At 62.5% G+C, this 15,115-nt stretch carries 9 protein-coding genes, 1 tRNA gene and 2 rRNA genes; 6 read left to right on the forward strand and 6 right to left on the reverse strand.

Features of this window, described 5'->3' with window-relative positions:
• Positions 1-103: 103 nt before the first annotated feature.
• From M1E07_RS05010 to M1E07_RS05020, 3 genes are all read left to right on the forward strand, one after another.
• Positions 104-3,229 (forward strand): 23S ribosomal RNA (locus tag M1E07_RS05010).
• A gap of 233 nt (positions 3,230-3,462) precedes the next feature.
• A 5S ribosomal RNA gene (gene rrf / locus M1E07_RS05015) occupies positions 3,463-3,579 on the forward strand.
• A gap of 131 nt (positions 3,580-3,710) precedes the next feature.
• Positions 3,711-4,217: an SRPBCC family protein gene (locus M1E07_RS05020; protein WP_461189173.1), complete on the forward strand. Its 507-nt coding sequence runs from the start codon at positions 3,711-3,713 to the stop codon at positions 4,215-4,217.
• A gap of 32 nt (positions 4,218-4,249) precedes the next feature.
• On the opposite strand, the gene M1E07_RS05025 is transcribed toward M1E07_RS05020, so the two are convergent.
• The gene (locus M1E07_RS05025) at positions 4,250-5,299 is read right to left on the reverse strand and encodes a LacI family DNA-binding transcriptional regulator (RefSeq protein ID WP_461189174.1); all 1,050 of its coding nucleotides are present in this window, start codon (positions 5,297-5,299) and stop codon (positions 4,250-4,252) included.
• A 2-nt stretch (positions 5,300-5,301) separates the two neighbouring features.
• The gene (locus M1E07_RS05030) at positions 5,302-7,032 is read right to left on the reverse strand and encodes a glycoside hydrolase family 13 protein (RefSeq protein ID WP_461189175.1); all 1,731 of its coding nucleotides are present in this window, start codon (positions 7,030-7,032) and stop codon (positions 5,302-5,304) included.
• A 227-nt stretch (positions 7,033-7,259) separates the two neighbouring features.
• Between M1E07_RS05030 and M1E07_RS05035 the strand changes: the two genes are divergently transcribed.
• The gene (locus M1E07_RS05035; protein ID WP_461189176.1) at positions 7,260-8,630 is read left to right on the forward strand and encodes an FAD-binding oxidoreductase; all 1,371 of its coding nucleotides are present in this window, start codon (positions 7,260-7,262) and stop codon (positions 8,628-8,630) included.
• A gap of 3 nt (positions 8,631-8,633) precedes the next feature.
• Here M1E07_RS05035 and M1E07_RS05040 read toward each other — a convergent pair whose 3' ends face one another.
• From M1E07_RS05040 to M1E07_RS05055, 4 genes are all read right to left on the reverse strand, one after another.
• Positions 8,634-10,052 carry a DUF4032 domain-containing protein gene (locus M1E07_RS05040; RefSeq protein WP_461189177.1) on the reverse strand — a complete coding sequence of 473 codons (1,419 nt, stop codon included), beginning with the start codon at positions 10,050-10,052 and terminating at the stop codon, positions 8,634-8,636.
• A 110-nt stretch (positions 10,053-10,162) separates the two neighbouring features.
• A complete protein-coding gene (locus tag M1E07_RS05045) occupies positions 10,163-11,245 on the reverse strand; it encodes an ABC transporter ATP-binding protein (RefSeq protein WP_142043703.1) in 1,083 nt (360 codons plus the stop codon).
• Positions 11,246-11,456: 211 nt separating this feature from the next.
• The gene (gene otsB / locus M1E07_RS05050; protein WP_461189178.1) at positions 11,457-12,299 is read right to left on the reverse strand and encodes a trehalose-phosphatase; all 843 of its coding nucleotides are present in this window, start codon (positions 12,297-12,299) and stop codon (positions 11,457-11,459) included.
• Positions 12,289-13,791, reverse strand: coding sequence for an alpha,alpha-trehalose-phosphate synthase (UDP-forming) (locus M1E07_RS05055; protein ID WP_461189179.1), 1,503 nt, complete (start codon positions 13,789-13,791; stop codon positions 12,289-12,291). The genes otsB and M1E07_RS05055 overlap by 11 nt, the downstream gene beginning before the upstream one ends.
• A 179-nt stretch (positions 13,792-13,970) precedes the next feature.
• On the opposite strand from M1E07_RS05055, the gene M1E07_RS05060 reads away from it, so the two are divergent.
• Together M1E07_RS05060 and M1E07_RS05065 are read left to right on the forward strand one after the other, a co-directional pair.
• On the forward strand, positions 13,971-14,846 hold the full coding sequence (locus tag M1E07_RS05060; protein WP_461189180.1) for a DsbA family protein: 876 nt from the start codon (positions 13,971-13,973) through the stop codon (positions 14,844-14,846).
• A gap of 161 nt (positions 14,847-15,007) precedes the next feature.
• Positions 15,008-15,081, forward strand: a tRNA-Thr gene (locus M1E07_RS05065).
• The last annotated feature ends 34 nt before the right edge of the window (positions 15,082-15,115 follow it).

Below are 15,115 nucleotides of genomic sequence, written 5' to 3' on the forward strand. Positions count from 1 at the left end.
AAGAAGCAATTTCCAAGAATATGAACCTGGATCTGGTTGCAGCCCTTTTGTGGTTGTGGCTGGTTTTCATGGTTCTCTCGAAAATTACTGATTGATCTTTTGTGGTCAAGTTTTTAAGAGCACACGGTGGATGCCTTGGCATTAGGAGCCGAAGAAGGACGTAGGAATCTGCGATAAGCCTGGGGGAGTCGATAACCGGACTGTGATCCCAGGGTGTCCGAATGGGGAAACCCCGCCAGGGGCGCGAGTCGCCTGGTGACCCGCATCTGAACACATAGGGTGCGTGGAGGGAACGCGGGGAAGTGAAACATCTCAGTACCCGCAGGAAGAGAAAACAATAGTGATTCCGTTAGTAGTGGCGAGCGAACGCGGATCAGGCTAAACCGTTCCATGTGTGATAGCCGGCGGGCGTTGCATGGTCGGGGTTGTGGGACTTTCCGTACTGTCTCTGCCGGGGCAGTGGGGTGTGATGTGCAGGCATAGGTGAGCGGTCTTGAAAGGCCGGCCAGAGAGGGTGTGAGCCCCGTAACCGAAATGTTGTGTACCGCCTGGATGAGTATCCCAAGTAGCACGGGGCCCGAGAAATCCCGTGTGAATCTGTCAGGACCACCTGATAAGCCTAAATACTCCCTAATGACCGATAGCGGACCAGTACCGTGAGGGAAAGGTGAAAAGTACCCCGGGAGGGGAGTGAAACAGTACCTGAAACCGTGTGCTTACAATCCGTCGGAGCAGCCTTGTAGTTGTGACGGCGTGCCTTTTGAAGAATGAGCCTGCGAGTTAGTGTTACGTCGCGAGGTTAACCCGTGTGGGGAAGCCGTAGCGAAAGCGAGTCTGAATAGGGCGTTGCAGTGGCGTGATCTAGACCCGAAGCGAAGTGATCTACCCATGGCCAGGTTGAAGCGACGGTAAGACGTCGTGGAGGACCGAACCCACTTCAGTTGAAAATGGAGGGGATGAGCTGTGGGTAGGGGTGAAAGGCCAATCAAACTTCGTGATAGCTGGTTCTCCCCGAAATGCATTTAGGTGCAGCGTTGCGTGTTTCTTACCGGAGGTAGAGCTACTGGATGGCTAATGGGCCCTACAAGGTTACTGACGTCAGCCAAACTCCGAATGCCGGTAAGTGAGAGCGCAGCAGTGAGACTGTGGGGGATAAGCTTCATAGTCGAGAGGGAAACAGCCCAGACCACCAACTAAGGCCCCTAAGCGTGTGCTAAGTGGGAAAGGATGTGGAGTTGCGAAGACAACCAGGAGGTTGGCTTAGAAGCAGCCATCCTTAAAAGAGTGCGTAATAGCTCACTGGTCAAGTGATTCCGCGCCGACAATGTAGCGGGGCTCAAGTACACCGCCGAAGTTGTGGCATTCAGATATTAGCTAAGCCCTTGTGGTTCAGGCGTCTGGATGGGTAGGGGAGCGTCGTGTGGGCAGTGAAGTCGCGGTGTAAACCAGCGGTGGAGCCTACACGAGTGAGAATGCAGGCATGAGTAGCGAAAGACGGGTGAGAAACCCGTCCGCCGAATGATCAAGGGTTCCAGGGTCAAGCTAATCTGCCCTGGGTAAGTCGGGACCTAAGGCGAGGCCGACAGGCGTAGTCGATGGACAACGGGTTGATATTCCCGTACCGGCGAAAAACCGCCCATGCTGAACAGGGGATACTAACTGCCCGAGACCTGCCTGACACCCCTTGTGGGTGAAGGGTTTTGGTGGAGCGCAGGACCTGATCCTGGGAGGCAAGCGTATTAACAGGTGTGACGCAGGAAGGTAGCCAAGCCGGGCGATGGTTGTCCCGGTCTAAGGATGTAGGGCGAACGGTAGGCAAATCCGCTGTTCATGATGCCTGAGATCTGATGGGACCCCCGTTTGGGGGGATTTGGTGATCCTATGCTGCCGAGAAAAGCATCGACGCGAGGTTTTAGCCGCCCGTACCCCAAACCGACACAGGTGATCAGGTAGAGAATACTAAGGCGATCGAGAGAATTATGGTTAAGGAACTCGGCAAAATGCCCCCGTAACTTCGGGAGAAGGGGGGCCCCAACCTTGATGGACACTTGCTGTCCGGAGGGGATCGGGGCCGCAGAGACCAGGGGGAAGCGACTGTTTACTAAAAACACAGGTCCGTGCGAAGTCGCAAGACGATGTATACGGACTGACTCCTGCCCGGTGCTGGAAGGTTAAGAGGACCGGTTAGCCGCAAGGCGAAGCTGAGAATTTAAGCCCCAGTAAACGGCGGTGGTAACTATAACCATCCTAAGGTAGCGAAATTCCTTGTCGGGTAAGTTCCGACCTGCACGAATGGAGTAACGACTTCCCCGCTGTCTCAACCATAAACTCGGCGAAATTGCAGTACGAGTAAAGATGCTCGTTACGCGCAGCAGGACGGAAAGACCCCGAGACCTTTACTATAGTTTGGTATTGGTGTTCGGAGTGGCTTGTGTAGGATAGGTGGGAGACGTTGAAGCCCGGACGCCAGTTCGGGTGGAGTCATCGTTGAAATACCACTCTGGTCACTTTGGACATCTAACTTCGGCCCGTAATCCGGGTCAGGGACAGTGCCTGATGGGTAGTTTAACTGGGGCGGTTGCCTCCTAAAAAGTAACGGAGGCGCCCAAAGGTTCCCTCAGCCTGGTTGGCAATCAGGTGTCGAGTGTAAGTGCACAAGGGAGCTTGACTGTGAGAGAGACATCTCGAGCAGGGACGAAAGTCGGGACTAGTGATCCGGCGGTACATTGTGGAATGGCCGTCGCTCAACGGATAAAAGGTACCTCGGGGATAACAGGCTGATCTTGCCCAAGAGTCCATATCGACGGCATGGTTTGGCACCTCGATGTCGGCTCGTCGCATCCTGGGGCTGGAGTAGGTCCCAAGGGTTGGGCTGTTCGCCCATTAAAGCGGTACGCGAGCTGGGTTTAGAACGTCGTGAGACAGTTCGGTCCCTATCCGCTGCGCGCGCAGGAAATTTGAGAAGGGCTGTCCTTAGTACGAGAGGACCGGGACGGACGAACCTCTGGTGTGTCAGTTGTACTGCCAAGTGCACCGCTGATTAGCTACGTTCGGATGGGATAACCGCTGAAAGCATCTAAGCGGGAAGCTCGCTTCGAGATGAGATTTCCATACACCTTGTGTGTGAGAGGCCCCCAGCCAGACCACTGGGTTGATAGGCCGGATGTGGAAGCGAGGACTAACGACTCGTGAAGCTGACCGGTACTAATAGGCCGATAACTTACACCACACACCACCCCGGCAAACGTTCCTTCAAAAGCGTTTGCAACCACGGGTTGGTAAAAAGATAAACAAGACTGCTTGCGTCCACTATGTGGTTCCCGAACAACAAACCAAACTGTTGTCCAGGGAACAAAACCACAACTGAATAACAACACCACAGCTGCATCACTGCAGCACCTGTTGTAACCACAAAAGTTTTCCCACACCACCCCGAAAGGGGTTGGTGCCGGGTACAAGGGTTACGGCGGTCATAGCGTGGGGGAAACGCCCGGTCCCATTCCGAACCCGGAAGCTAAGACCCACAGCGCCGATGGTACTGCACCCGGGAGGGTGTGGGAGAGTAGGTCACCGCCGGACATAAATTAACAGTAGGGCCCTGACACATGGTGTCAGGGCCCTACGGCTTTAACCGCCATTAACTAAGTGGGCGCTTCAGGGCCCGCTGGCCCGCCGTTGCAGGTGGAGTGGCACGGGTAGAGTGGAGCACCATGAACAGCCTCTTCAGCCACGGCAACGAATCGTTCGGCAGCGATGACAGGGGCCCTATCGAGCTCCTCGAACCCGTCATTAACACAGTGGTAGTGCCAGGAAGTGTTGCGCCCGCTTTTGCCGGCTTCACCGACCACACGCACCTCTGGTGGCCGCTCGATATGGTTGGTGTGTACGGCGCGAAATCCTATGTCGAGTTCGAGGAGAACCTCATCCTGGAAACGGCTGACGACGGCCGGACCAGCATCTGGGGCACGCTCGACGACTGGCAGCCCCCGCTGTCCTTTCACGCGACCTGGCATCCTGGCTCCAGCGCGCTGTGGTCCACCGAACTGCTGGTGGTCTTCCGGGCAGTGGAGGACGGAACGGAAGTACGCACCTTCCACGACGGCTGGGAAGGGGCCGAGAACCCGGCCGCAGCCCGAGCTCAATATGTTGCCGCCTGGCCCCTGATTCTTGCCAAGTATTGCCGCTTTATGGGCGTCCCTGAGGCCGGCGGGGCGTAGGCACTAAAGGCGCCACCAACATTGTCAGAGGGTCAGGCCCCGCGGCCGGACCCGTTCCGCGGCACGGCCGTACTGGTCCTGATCACGAACTCAGTCCGGAACTCCTGATCGGCTCTTGGTGCCGTCGCGTCTTCGTCAGACCCATTCTTAGGCTCGAGCAACTGCAGCGCAGTCCTGGCTGCCAGGGCGCCCTGCCCGCGGGGGTCTTGATCAATGGTGGTAAGGCCGAACGTTTCACCAAGTTCGTGCCCATCCATGCCCACCACGGAGAGATCCTGCGGAACCTGCAGGCCGAAATCCCGGGCGGCAAGGATCGTGCCCACCGCCATCTCGTCTGAGGCTGCGAAGACAGCTGTCGGGGGCTCGGACGCGGTGCCCAACAGCCGGCGGGCGGCGCCGTAGGCGCCGTGGACAGTGAAGTCGGCCGTGATCTGCCATTCGGACCTGACCTCCAAGCCGGCGGCGTTCATTGCCTGCTGGTAGCCGGCCTGCCGGATGCCCGGCAGCTTGAAGTCCTGGTTCAGCGCGGCGTCGCCGGTGACGTGCGCTATCCGCGTATGCCCCAGCCGGATCAGGTGGTCGGTGGCCATCCGGGCCAGCCGCTCGTCGTCGATCCTGATCGTGGAGGCACCGGGCAAGGTGCCGCCGATGCCCACAATAGGGCGATGGACCGCCAGTAACTGCTGGATTTCGTCGTCGCTGAGCACCAGCGCAACGGCGATCACAGCGTCGAGGCGCTTGCGGAGCAGGAAGTCGTTCAGCACGCTTTGACGGCGCTCCGGCTGGTCGCCCACGTTGTAGAGCGTCAGGTCAAAGCCGGCATCCAGAAGGGTGGCAGATGCACCCTCCAGCACCGAGGAGAAATACCAGCGGTGGATGGAGGGAACCACAAGGCCGATGTTGTGGTTCCGCCCGGAGGCCAGGCTGGATGCGTGATAGGACGGGATAAACCCCAGTTCCCCTGCCGCCTCCAGTGCCAGTTTCCGGCTCTTGGCGGAGACGTTCGATTTGCCGCTAAGCGCCCGTGAGACGGTTGCGACGGATAAACCGGCCTTGTCTGCGACGTCCTTTATCCCGGCCATGCTCAATTGGCAGCGGTGTCCGGTCCAATCCGGATCCAGGCGGTTTCGCCCGAAGCCAGCAAACCGTCCGGCCCTGAAGATGCACTCCGGACGAGGACCTGGCCGGCGGGCATTTCCAGCGGCTCGTGGTTGAGGTTCATAAGCACCAGCGTAGTGCCGTTGAGGTATGCCAGGGATGAACCCATGCACCAATCCTCGGCCCACGCCAATGACCCGCGCCCCAGGTCCAGCTCACGGCGGATCTCCAGCATGTTCCGGTACAGGGCGAGGTGCGACGACGGTGAGCTGGCCTGCACGTCCCGGGCCAGTTCCCCGAAAGAGGAAGGCAGCGGCAGCCAGGGGTCGTTGCCGGCGCCGAAACCGAGATGGCGTTCAGCGGCCCGCCACGGCAACGGAACGCGGCAGCCGTCCCGGCCCAGCCGTTCCCCGCCTGTCCGCGCGAAGGTGGGGTCCTGGCGCAGGTGCTCAGGGATGTCGATGCCGTCAGGCAGCCCAAGCTCCTCACCTTGATAGAGATAGGCAGCCCCCGGAAGCCCCAGCATAAACAGCGATGCAGCAGCAGCCCGGTGCCGGCCCAGGGCCGTGTCAGGCTGCGGATCGGCCAGGCCGATACCGTCACCATCCCGGGGCCCTTGCCCGTTGTAGCCGAAGCGGGTGGCATGCCGGACGACGTCGTGATTGGAAAGCACCCAGGTGCTGGGAGCGCCGACGGCGCCCAGGACGGTCAGGGAGTCCGTGATGACGGTCCGGAGACGGTTCACGTCCAGTCCGGCGTGCAGATAGGGGAAGTTGAAGGCCTGGTGCATCTCGTCGGACCTGACCCACTGGGCGAGACGGGGGAGGTCGACGCTGGCTTCTGCGCAAAGGATCCGGTCCGGGCCATACTGGTCCAGGATTTTCCGCCAGGCACGGTAGATGTCGTGGATGGCCGGCTGGCCGAACATGGGTGCCTCATGGCCCGGGAAGCCGTCGGAACTTCCGCCGTCGGCCCGTCCGCCCCAGGCGGGGAGGCCGGGTGCCTTGACCAGCGCATGGGCAACGTCCACGCGGAAACCGGAAACGCCCCGGTCCAGCCAAAACCGGAGAATCCGTTCGAACTCGGTGTGGACGGCGGGGTTGTCCCAGTTGAAGTCTGGCTGGGATGAATCAAAAAGGTGCAGGTACCACTGGTCAGGCTGGCCATCAGGCCCGGTTACCCTGGTCCAGGCGGGACCGCCGAAGTGGGACTGCCAGTTGTTGGGCGGCTCGTGGCCGTCGGGCCCATTGCCGTCCCGGAAGATAAACATTTGCCGCTCCGGGCTGCCGGCGGGCGCCGCGAGGGCTGCCTGGAACAGCGGGTGCTGGTCGGAGCAGTGGTTGGGCACCAGATCCACAATGACGCGCAACCCCAGCCGGTGGGATTCCGCCATCATGACGTCGAAGTCGCCGAGGGTGCCGAAGATCGGGTCCACGTCGCAGTAATCGCTGACGTCGTAGCCGGCATCGCGCTGGGGGGAGCAGTAGAAGGGCGACAGCCACATCGCGTCAACCCCGAGGTCAGCCAGGTGCGGCAGCTCCTCGGTGATGCCGGCAATGTCTCCCACGCCGTCACCATTGAGGTCGCGGAAGGAACGTGGATACACCTGGTAGATCACGGCCGAGCGCCACCAGCCGGGCTGGTTGTCTTCGGAGTGGATCAGGGTCAGCGGGCCGGTACAGGGAGCAGTGGCGGACGTCACAATTTCGACAGACATGGAAGCAAGCTTAGCTTGTTCGGCGGTGGTCATGGAAACGCTTCCACTCCAGGCTACCGACGACGACTATCAAAAGCTGTCTCTCCGCAGGTCAGAAGCTGGAAGCGCTTGCAGGAGGATTATTGGTGTGAGCTCTGCCGTGTGCGGGACTCGAGTCCGAACGCCTCCAGCCCCAGCGGCACCCGTCCTAGACTGGTGGGACACGTGCGACGACGGATGGAGGCTTCGTGGGAAGTGTACTTGAGGAGCTGGAGACCGTCCTGGCGGCGGGCAAGGTGGACCGGACAGAAGCAACCCTCAGCCGGTACGCCGTGGACCAGGCGCCCGTCCTCGACTACCAGCTCCCTCTGGCAGTGGTGTTCCCCGAGTCGGTGCCGGACGTACAGGCTGTGGTGCGGATCTGCGCTGACAGTGCTGTGCCAGTAGTGCCGCGGGGCGCGGGAACGGGAGTCTCAGGCGGCGCCCACGCCACGAAGGACTGCATCATCCTGTCCCTCGAACGCATGGACCGGATCCTGGACCTGAACCCTGACGACGAAACAGCCGTGGTGGAACCAGGAGTCATTAATGCCGTGCTCAACGAAGCGGCAGCGGCGCACGGGCTGATGTACGCGCCGGACCCTGCCAGCTTCCGCAGCTCCACCATTGGTGGCAATGTCGCCACTAATGCCGGCGGCCTGCGCTGCGCCAAGTACGGAGTCACCAGGGACTCGGTCCTCGCGCTGGACGTAGTGTTGGCGGACGGCTCGCTGATCCATACCGGCCACCAGACGTTCAAGGGCGTGGCCGGCTATGACCTGACCGGGCTGTTCGTCGGTTCGGAGGGAACGCTTGGCATCGTGGTGGGGGTGACGGTGCGCCTTAAGTATCTACCCCGGGAAGTGCACACTGTTGCGGCTTTCTACCCGGACTTTCGTCTGGCCGCCGCCGGCGTCCTTGCTGTGGGCAGGGCGCGGGTGCAGCCAGCCATTATGGAACTGCTCGACGGCGGTACGCTTGCGCAGTTGGACGAGATCCACGGATCGGACCTCACGGCGCGCGGCCGGTCACTCCTCCTGATCCAGACGGACGGCTTCGGCGCTGCCGCCGAGGCTGAGGTGGTCCGGGAAGTCCTGAAGGCCGGCGGGGCAACCGTCACCACCGCGGCGAGCGCAGAGGCAGAACGGCTGGTGGAGCTACGGCGCCACAGCAGGGGCGTGGAGGTCGACGACGAGTACCGGGTGGGAGAGGATGTCGCCGTGCCCCGGTCGCGCCTGGTTGACTACGTCGTTGCCCTGGAGGGAATGGCCGTCCGCCACGGCGTGCACCTGAAGGTAGTGGCGCACGCCGGCGACGGCAACCTGCACCCCACCTTTTGGATAGACCGGAAGGACAGCAAGGTGGATACGGTTGCGATGGCGGGGCTCCAGGAAGTACTTGATGAATCCATCACGGCTGCCCTGCAGATGGGTGGAACCATCACCGGCGAACACGGCGTAGGACAGTACAAGCTGCGGTGGCTGGGCCAGGAACAGCCGGAACCGGTCCGGGAGCTCCAGCGCAGGATCAAGGAACTGTTCGATCCTGCCGGCATCCTGAATCCCGGTAAGGCGATCTGACCTTTAGTCGTCCACGTCGGGATATTCGTCGATGGACTCTTCCGCGCCGTAGCGGGACTCTTCCGTCTCCACCTCAAGGATCTTCAGCAGCCCGGTATCCGGGTTCAACATGATGGCTGCCTCGTCCCGGCGGTGCCGGAGGATGGAATCGATGTAGGACTGCACGGCTTCGGCGAGGGGGATGTGCCGCTCCTGCTTTTCGGACATGTACCAGCGGTGTTCCAGGACCTCGTGTACCGCCTCCGCCGGCTCCAGCTTGCCGGACAGGTCACGGGGAATGGACCGCACGATTGGCTCGAAGATCTGGCTGACCCAGAGGTGGGCGCTGTATTCCTCGTCCATGTCCGGATTGTTGTCAGCCCGGAAGCTGTCCATGTCGTTGAGGAGCCGGCGCGCCTGGTTCTCCTGTGCGTCCAGCCCCGTGAGGCGGAGCAGCCGTCGCTGGTGGTGCCCGGCGTCAACCACCTTGGGCTGCAGCTGGATGGTGGACCCGTTCTGGGTGGTCTTGATGGCGTATTCCTCGACGTCAAAGCCGAGTTCGTTAAGCCGCCGGATGCGGGCGCCCACGCGCCAGCGCTCGCCAAGTTCGAAAGATTCCTTCTCGGTGAGTTCGGTCCAGAGGCGGCGGTAGCTCTCCATGATCAGCTCGCTGGTGGCCACGGGGTCCACCTTTTCCTCGATAAGCCCCCCGTCCAGCAGGTCCATCAGCTCGCCCGCGATATTCACCCGGGCGATTTCCAGGTCGTATTCGCGCTGGCCGGTGGACAGGTCCGGATAAAGCTCACCGGTTTCGGCGTCCACCAGGTAGGCCGCGAAGGCGCCGGCGTCGCGGCGGAACAGTGTGTTGGACAGCGAAACGTCGCCCCAATAAAAGCCGATCAGGTGCAGCCTGACCATCAGCAGAGCCTGCGCATCGATGAGGCGCGTGAGCGTGTCCTTGCGGAGCATCTGCGAAAAGAGGGCGCGGTACGGCATGGAGAACTTCAGGTGCCGGGTCACCAGCACGGGGTTCAAGGGCCGTCCGTCCAGCGTGGTACGGCCGGTGATGACGGCAACGGGCTCCACGCAGGGAACGTCCAGCCGGGCCAGCTTGCGGAGCATGTGGTATTCGTGCCGGGCGACGTGCTCGGAGGTTTCCTTGATGGCGATCACGGAGCCGCCGAGGTGGGCGAAGCGGACAATGTGCCGGGAGATGCCGCGGGGCAGTGCAGCCAGGTTCTCCGCCGGCCAGTCCTCCAGCGCGATGTGCCACGGCAGGTCAAGCAGCTCCGGATCGGCAGCCGCCGCCGTAATGTTCAGGGAACTGGAGACCGAGGCATTTTTGCCGTCGTCGGCACTCGCCGCAACGAACCGTGGAAGCTTCCCCACCTGCGCATAGTCGGTGGGTTCATCGTGCCACTGGGCGCTGTATTCCTCGGTCATGGGTCAATTCTTCCGTACATAGGCGTGGCCAGCTAATTCTTGTGGCCGCGAAGTTAAAGGCCGACGGCGGCCGTCCATTCAAGGAAGGCCGCCGTCGGTTAGCGCAAGGGTTAGTCGCCCAGGCGCAGGCCGGTCTTGGTGTCGAACAGGTGCACGTGGCCCGACTGCGGACGGACGTAGATGGACTCGCCCTTCATCGGGGGGCGGCGGCCGTCGACACGTGCCACGATGTCGTGGTCCTTGCCGTCAAGCGTGGTGTGGCCGTAGACGTAAGCGTCGGCACCGAGCTCTTCGACGACGTCGACCTCTACCTTCAGGCCTTCACCGTGCGGGGCGGTCTCGAGGTCCTCCGGGCGGGAGCCCAGCGTCACGGTGGAGCCGTGTGCCTCTTCGAGGACGGAGCGGGGTACCGGGTAGACGGTTCCGCCGAACTGAACGCCGCCGTCGACAACCGGCAGTTCCAGCAGGTTCATGGCGGGGGAGCCGATGAAGCCGGCAACGAAGACGTTCTTGGGCTTGTCGTACAGGTTGCGCGGGGTGTCAACCTGCATCAGCAGGCCGTCCTTCAGCACAGCCACACGGTCGCCCATGGTCATTGCCTCGACCTGGTCGTGCGTCACGTAAACGGTGGTGACGCCCAGGCGGCGGGTCAGGGATGCGATCTGGGTGCGGGTCTGCACGCGGAGCTTGGCGTCCAGGTTGGACAGCGGCTCATCCATGAGGAAGACCTGCGGGTTACGGACGATGGCGCGGCCCATGGCGACGCGCTGGCGCTGGCCACCGGAGAGTGCCTTCGGCTTGCGGTCCAGGTAGGGCTCAAGGTCAAGGAGCTTGGCGGCTTCACGGACACGCTCGGCGCGCTCTTCCTTGGAAACGCCGGCGATCTTCAAGGCGAAGCCCATGTTGTCAGCAACCGTCATGTGCGGGTACAGCGCGTAGTTCTGGAAAACCATCGCGATGTCGCGGTCCTTGGGCGGAACGTCGGTGACGTCGCGGTCGCCAATGAGGATACGGCCGGCGTTGACGTCCTCGAGCCCTGCGAGCATGCGCAGGGAGGTGGACTTACCGCAACCGGAGGGTCCAACGAGGACCAGGAATTCGCCATCGGCGATGTCGATGTTGAGCTTATCGACGGCGGGCTTTTCTGTGCCCGGGTACAGACGCGTAGCGTTATCAAAAGTAACTGTAGCCACAGTTATCAATCCCTTCACCGGCAGGTACGTGCCGGACGATCCGTTGTGAATGGTTCATGTTTGTTCAGTTTTGTCCTGCAGACGCTCGCCGACCAAGGTTGGTGAGCGTCGAGTGACGCCGCACGGTGCTTGTGCGCCACATCACAAGCAAGAGTATGTCAGATATTGTGCATTTCGCCCCAAATGTTACGGACGTCACACGTGAGCTTGCTCAACTCCTGCCCTGGAAGCCCTGCTGGTCTTCCTCGGCAACGGCAAGGCTCCGCTCTTGAAGCAGCACCTCCAGCAGCTCCGCCACGTGCACCGGTGCCTCCACGCGGTACTGGGCCTGGGTGAAATCCAGGCCCACCTTCACGCCCACGTCCCCGGGTTCCAGGCGGGCCAGCGCATCCTCGTCCGTGGTGTCGTCGCCGGCAAACAGGACGGCCGTGGCCCCGGTGGCTTGCCGCAGGAAGGTAACCCCCTCGCCTTTGGAGGCATTCACCACTGAGGTTTCAAGGACTCGCTTCCCGTCCTTGAGGAAGACCCCTTTGCGGTCCTGCAGCAGCGAGCGCGCGGCGGATACCGCGTCCTGTGCCACGTCGTCATCCGCCTGGCGGGTGTGGAGGACCACGCCGGCCGGTTTGTCCTCCAGCATGGTGCCGGGCGCCTCCGCGGCGATCACCGCCAGGATGCTGCGGACCTCGGCCAGCAGGGCCTTTTGTTCCTCGTCCAGCGTCAGTCCGGTCGATCCAGGTCCCAGCCAGGCCTCTGCCCCGTGGCTGCCGATCAGCAGGGTGTCCACCGGCGGCGACGCTACTGCACGCAGGCTGGCGAGGGCGCGTCCGGAGATGAGCGCCGTCGTCGTGCGGGGCAGCACGGCGAGCCCGGCGAACGCCGTGGCTGCACGCGGAAGGGGGCGGGCGTCGTCGGCGTGGCCGACGATGGGAGCCATGGTGCCGTCGAAGTCCATGGCCACCAGCAGATGATCCGTCGCGGCGACGGCCCGAAGGGCCTCACGAAGCTCCGGTGTCAGGGCCAACTTGCCGTTGCCGGTTCTGCCGTCAGGAGTCATCGCGGACCACTTTTTCTTTCAAGGCCTGGAGGAAGTCGGCGGACCAGTGGTCCACGTCGTGTTCGAGGATCTGTTTGCGCATGGCCCGCATGCGCCGGGAAGCGTCCCGGGGCGTCATCTCCACTGCCCGCATGATCGCGCTCTTCAGGCCATCGATGTCGTGCGGGTTCATCAGGAGGGCCTGCTTGAGCTGGTCGGCGGCACCGGCGAACTCGCTGAGCACCAGCGCGCCGTCGTTGTTGGTGCGCGCCGTGACGTACTCCTTGGCCACCAGGTTCATCCCGTCACGCAGGGCGGTTACCAGCATGACGTCGGCGGCCAGGTACAGGGCCACCATCTCTTCCACGGGGTAGCTGTGGTGCAGGTAGCGGACGGCGGTGTTCTCGAGGGTGTCGTAGGTGCCGTTGATGTGGCCCACCGTGCCCTCCACTTCCTCGCGCAGGAGCCGGTACTGTTCAACGCGCTCGCGGCTGGGGCTGGCAACCTGGATCAGGGTGGCGTCGGCCACTGACAGCTTGCCGTCGGCAAGGAGCTCCTCGAACGCCTTGAGCCGGTGCCGGATGCCCTTGGTGTAGTCCAGCCGGTCCACACCCAACAGGATGGTTTTCGGGTTGCCAAGGTCCTGGCGGATCTGCCGTGCCCGCTCAATGATTTCCGGTTTTTGGGCCAGCTCGCTGATCTGCTGCACATCGATGGAAATGGGAAACGCCTGGGCCCTGGCGATGTGCGTGATTTCCCCGTCCTGGCCCTTGACGTGCACCTGCTGCTGCTTGACGCTGGCGCCCAGGAAGCGGCGGGCTGAGCGCATGAAGTTGCCGGCATCGCTGGGCCGCTGGAAGCCCACCAGGTCAGCGCCGAGCAGGCCGTCGATGATGGCCTGGCGCCAGGGCAGCTGGGCGAAGATCTCGGGCGGGGGAAACGGGATGTGGTTGAAGAAGCCGATCTTGAGGTCCGGCCGCGCTTCCCGGAGCATCCGCGGCACCAGCTGCAGCTGGTAGTCCTGGATCCACACCGTGGCGCCGTCATCGGCATGGCGTACGACGGCGTCGGCGAACCTTTTGTTCACCGTGCGGTAGGTGTCCCACCAGGTGCGATGGAATTCCGGCGGGGCGATCACGTCATGGTAGAGCGGCCACAGTGTGGCGTTGGAGAAGCCTTCGTAGTAAAGCTCGACGTCGTCCGCGCTGAGCTGAACGGGCACCAGGTCCATGCCACCGTGGCTGAATGGTTCCACGGTCTCTTCGGGGGCGCCGTGCCAGCCCACCCAGGCGCCGTCGGTCTTGGTCATCATGGGTGCCAGCGCCGTCACCAGGCCGCCGGGGGACCGGCGCCATCCGGAGCCGTCGTCGCCGCTTTCACCGGGGGCGCAGCGGTCAACGGGCAGCCTGTTCGAGACCACCATGAAGTCATACTTTGTTTCCCCGCCATGGCCGGAGCCGGCGGCGCCGGACCCGGCTGCGGTGGAAGGTTTTTCCTGGACGGGTGTTTGCATTGCGGCCCCCTGGGGTTGCTTGTGCCTCTTAGTTCACCCTAACGGGACGGAATCTTCCGTGCTATTCGTCCGTTGGTCAACCCGGCAGAATACTTGAACAGCCAAGCTCTCAGTTTTCTCCCCTAAAATGGGAGGGTTGCCACGAACTGGTCCCCCTCGTCGATCGACCCAAGGAACACATGAGCCCCGCAAACGAAGTACGTAAGTCCAAAGCTGAGCGCACCGCGGAGGCCCGCGAGAAAGCGCGGCTGATCCGTGACGCACAGCTGAAAAAGGACAAGCGCAACAAGCTGCTGATCGGGTGGGGGATTGTGGCGGCCGTTGTGGCTATCCTTGCGGTGATCGCATTGGTGGTGACCACCAGCATCCGCCAGAACACCCCCATTGCGGACCAGGGGCCGGTACCGGCCAGCGCGAACGTCAACGGTGGTGTGACCCTGCTGGCTAACACCGACGTCAAAAAGGCGGACCCGGCGACTGTGGACATGGCCAACCTCCCGGCCAAGCCGGATGCGCAGCCCAGCCCGGTCGTGGCGCCGGGCGCCGAGGCCGAAGCGGGCCAGCCCGTCAAGGTGATTGCCTACATCGACTTCATCTGCCCGGTCTGCCTGCGGTTCGAAAACACCTACAACGAAGCGCTTACCTCGCTCCGTAATGAAGGCAAGATCTCCATGGAGTACCGCCCGCTGGGCTTCCTGGACCGCCAGTCCACCACGAACTACTCCTCACGCGCAGCCAACGCCGCGGCCTGCGTAGCGGACAAGGCACCGGAGAAGTACTCCGAATACGTTGATGTCCTGTTTGCCAACCAGCCCGCTGAAGGCGGAGCCGGGCTCTCTGACGACAAGCTGAAGTCCCTGGCCAGTGACATTGACGCGGACATCAACAGCTGCGTGGATGACAAGACCTTCCGCCCCTACGTGAAGTACTCCACCGAGCTCGCCAACCGCACCGGGATCACCGGGACGCCCACCGTCTTCATCGACGGCAAGCAGTGGGACGGTGCTGCCGACCTGAACGCTGAAATCCAGGCGGCGATCGACGCGAAGGCCTAGCGTCTCCCTGGTACAAGGGCCCGCCGCCGGATATGTTCCGGCGGCGGGCCCTTCCCTTTGGCCGGGCATCTGCCGCGGGAACCACAACCGGCGTTTTTACCACCGGGAGGACTTGGGCTAACCTTATCTAGCGCCGTTCAGGTGCCCGCCCGCAAGGGCACGCCTCCTTAGCTCAGTTGGCCAGAGCACCGCTCTTGTAAAGCGGGGGTCGTCGGTTCGAATCCGACAGGGGGCTCAGACTGACCGGTCCTGGGAATCCTGTCGGACGC

It is taken from the genome of Arthrobacter sp. Z4-13 (assembly GCF_054792705.1).

Excerpts from the sequence above, each read along its gene's own strand:
- M1E07_RS05020 (WP_461189173.1), top strand. The coding sequence starts at position 3,711 with ATGAACAGCCTCTTCAGCCACGGCAACGAATCGTTCGGCAGCGATGAC.
- M1E07_RS05025 (WP_461189174.1), bottom strand. The coding sequence starts at position 5,299 with ATGGCCGGGATAAAGGACGTCGCAGACAAGGCCGGTTTATCCGTCGCA.
- M1E07_RS05030 (WP_461189175.1), bottom strand. The coding sequence starts at position 7,032 with ATGTCTGTCGAAATTGTGACGTCCGCCACTGCTCCCTGTACCGGCCCG.
- M1E07_RS05040 (WP_461189177.1), bottom strand. The coding sequence starts at position 10,052 with ATGACCGAGGAATACAGCGCCCAGTGGCACGATGAACCCACCGACTAT.
- otsB (WP_461189178.1), bottom strand. The coding sequence starts at position 12,299 with ATGACTCCTGACGGCAGAACCGGCAACGGCAAGTTGGCCCTGACACCG.
- M1E07_RS05055 (WP_461189179.1), bottom strand. The coding sequence starts at position 13,791 with ATGCAAACACCCGTCCAGGAAAAACCTTCCACCGCAGCCGGGTCCGGC.
- M1E07_RS05060 (WP_461189180.1), top strand. The coding sequence starts at position 13,971 with ATGAGCCCCGCAAACGAAGTACGTAAGTCCAAAGCTGAGCGCACCGCG.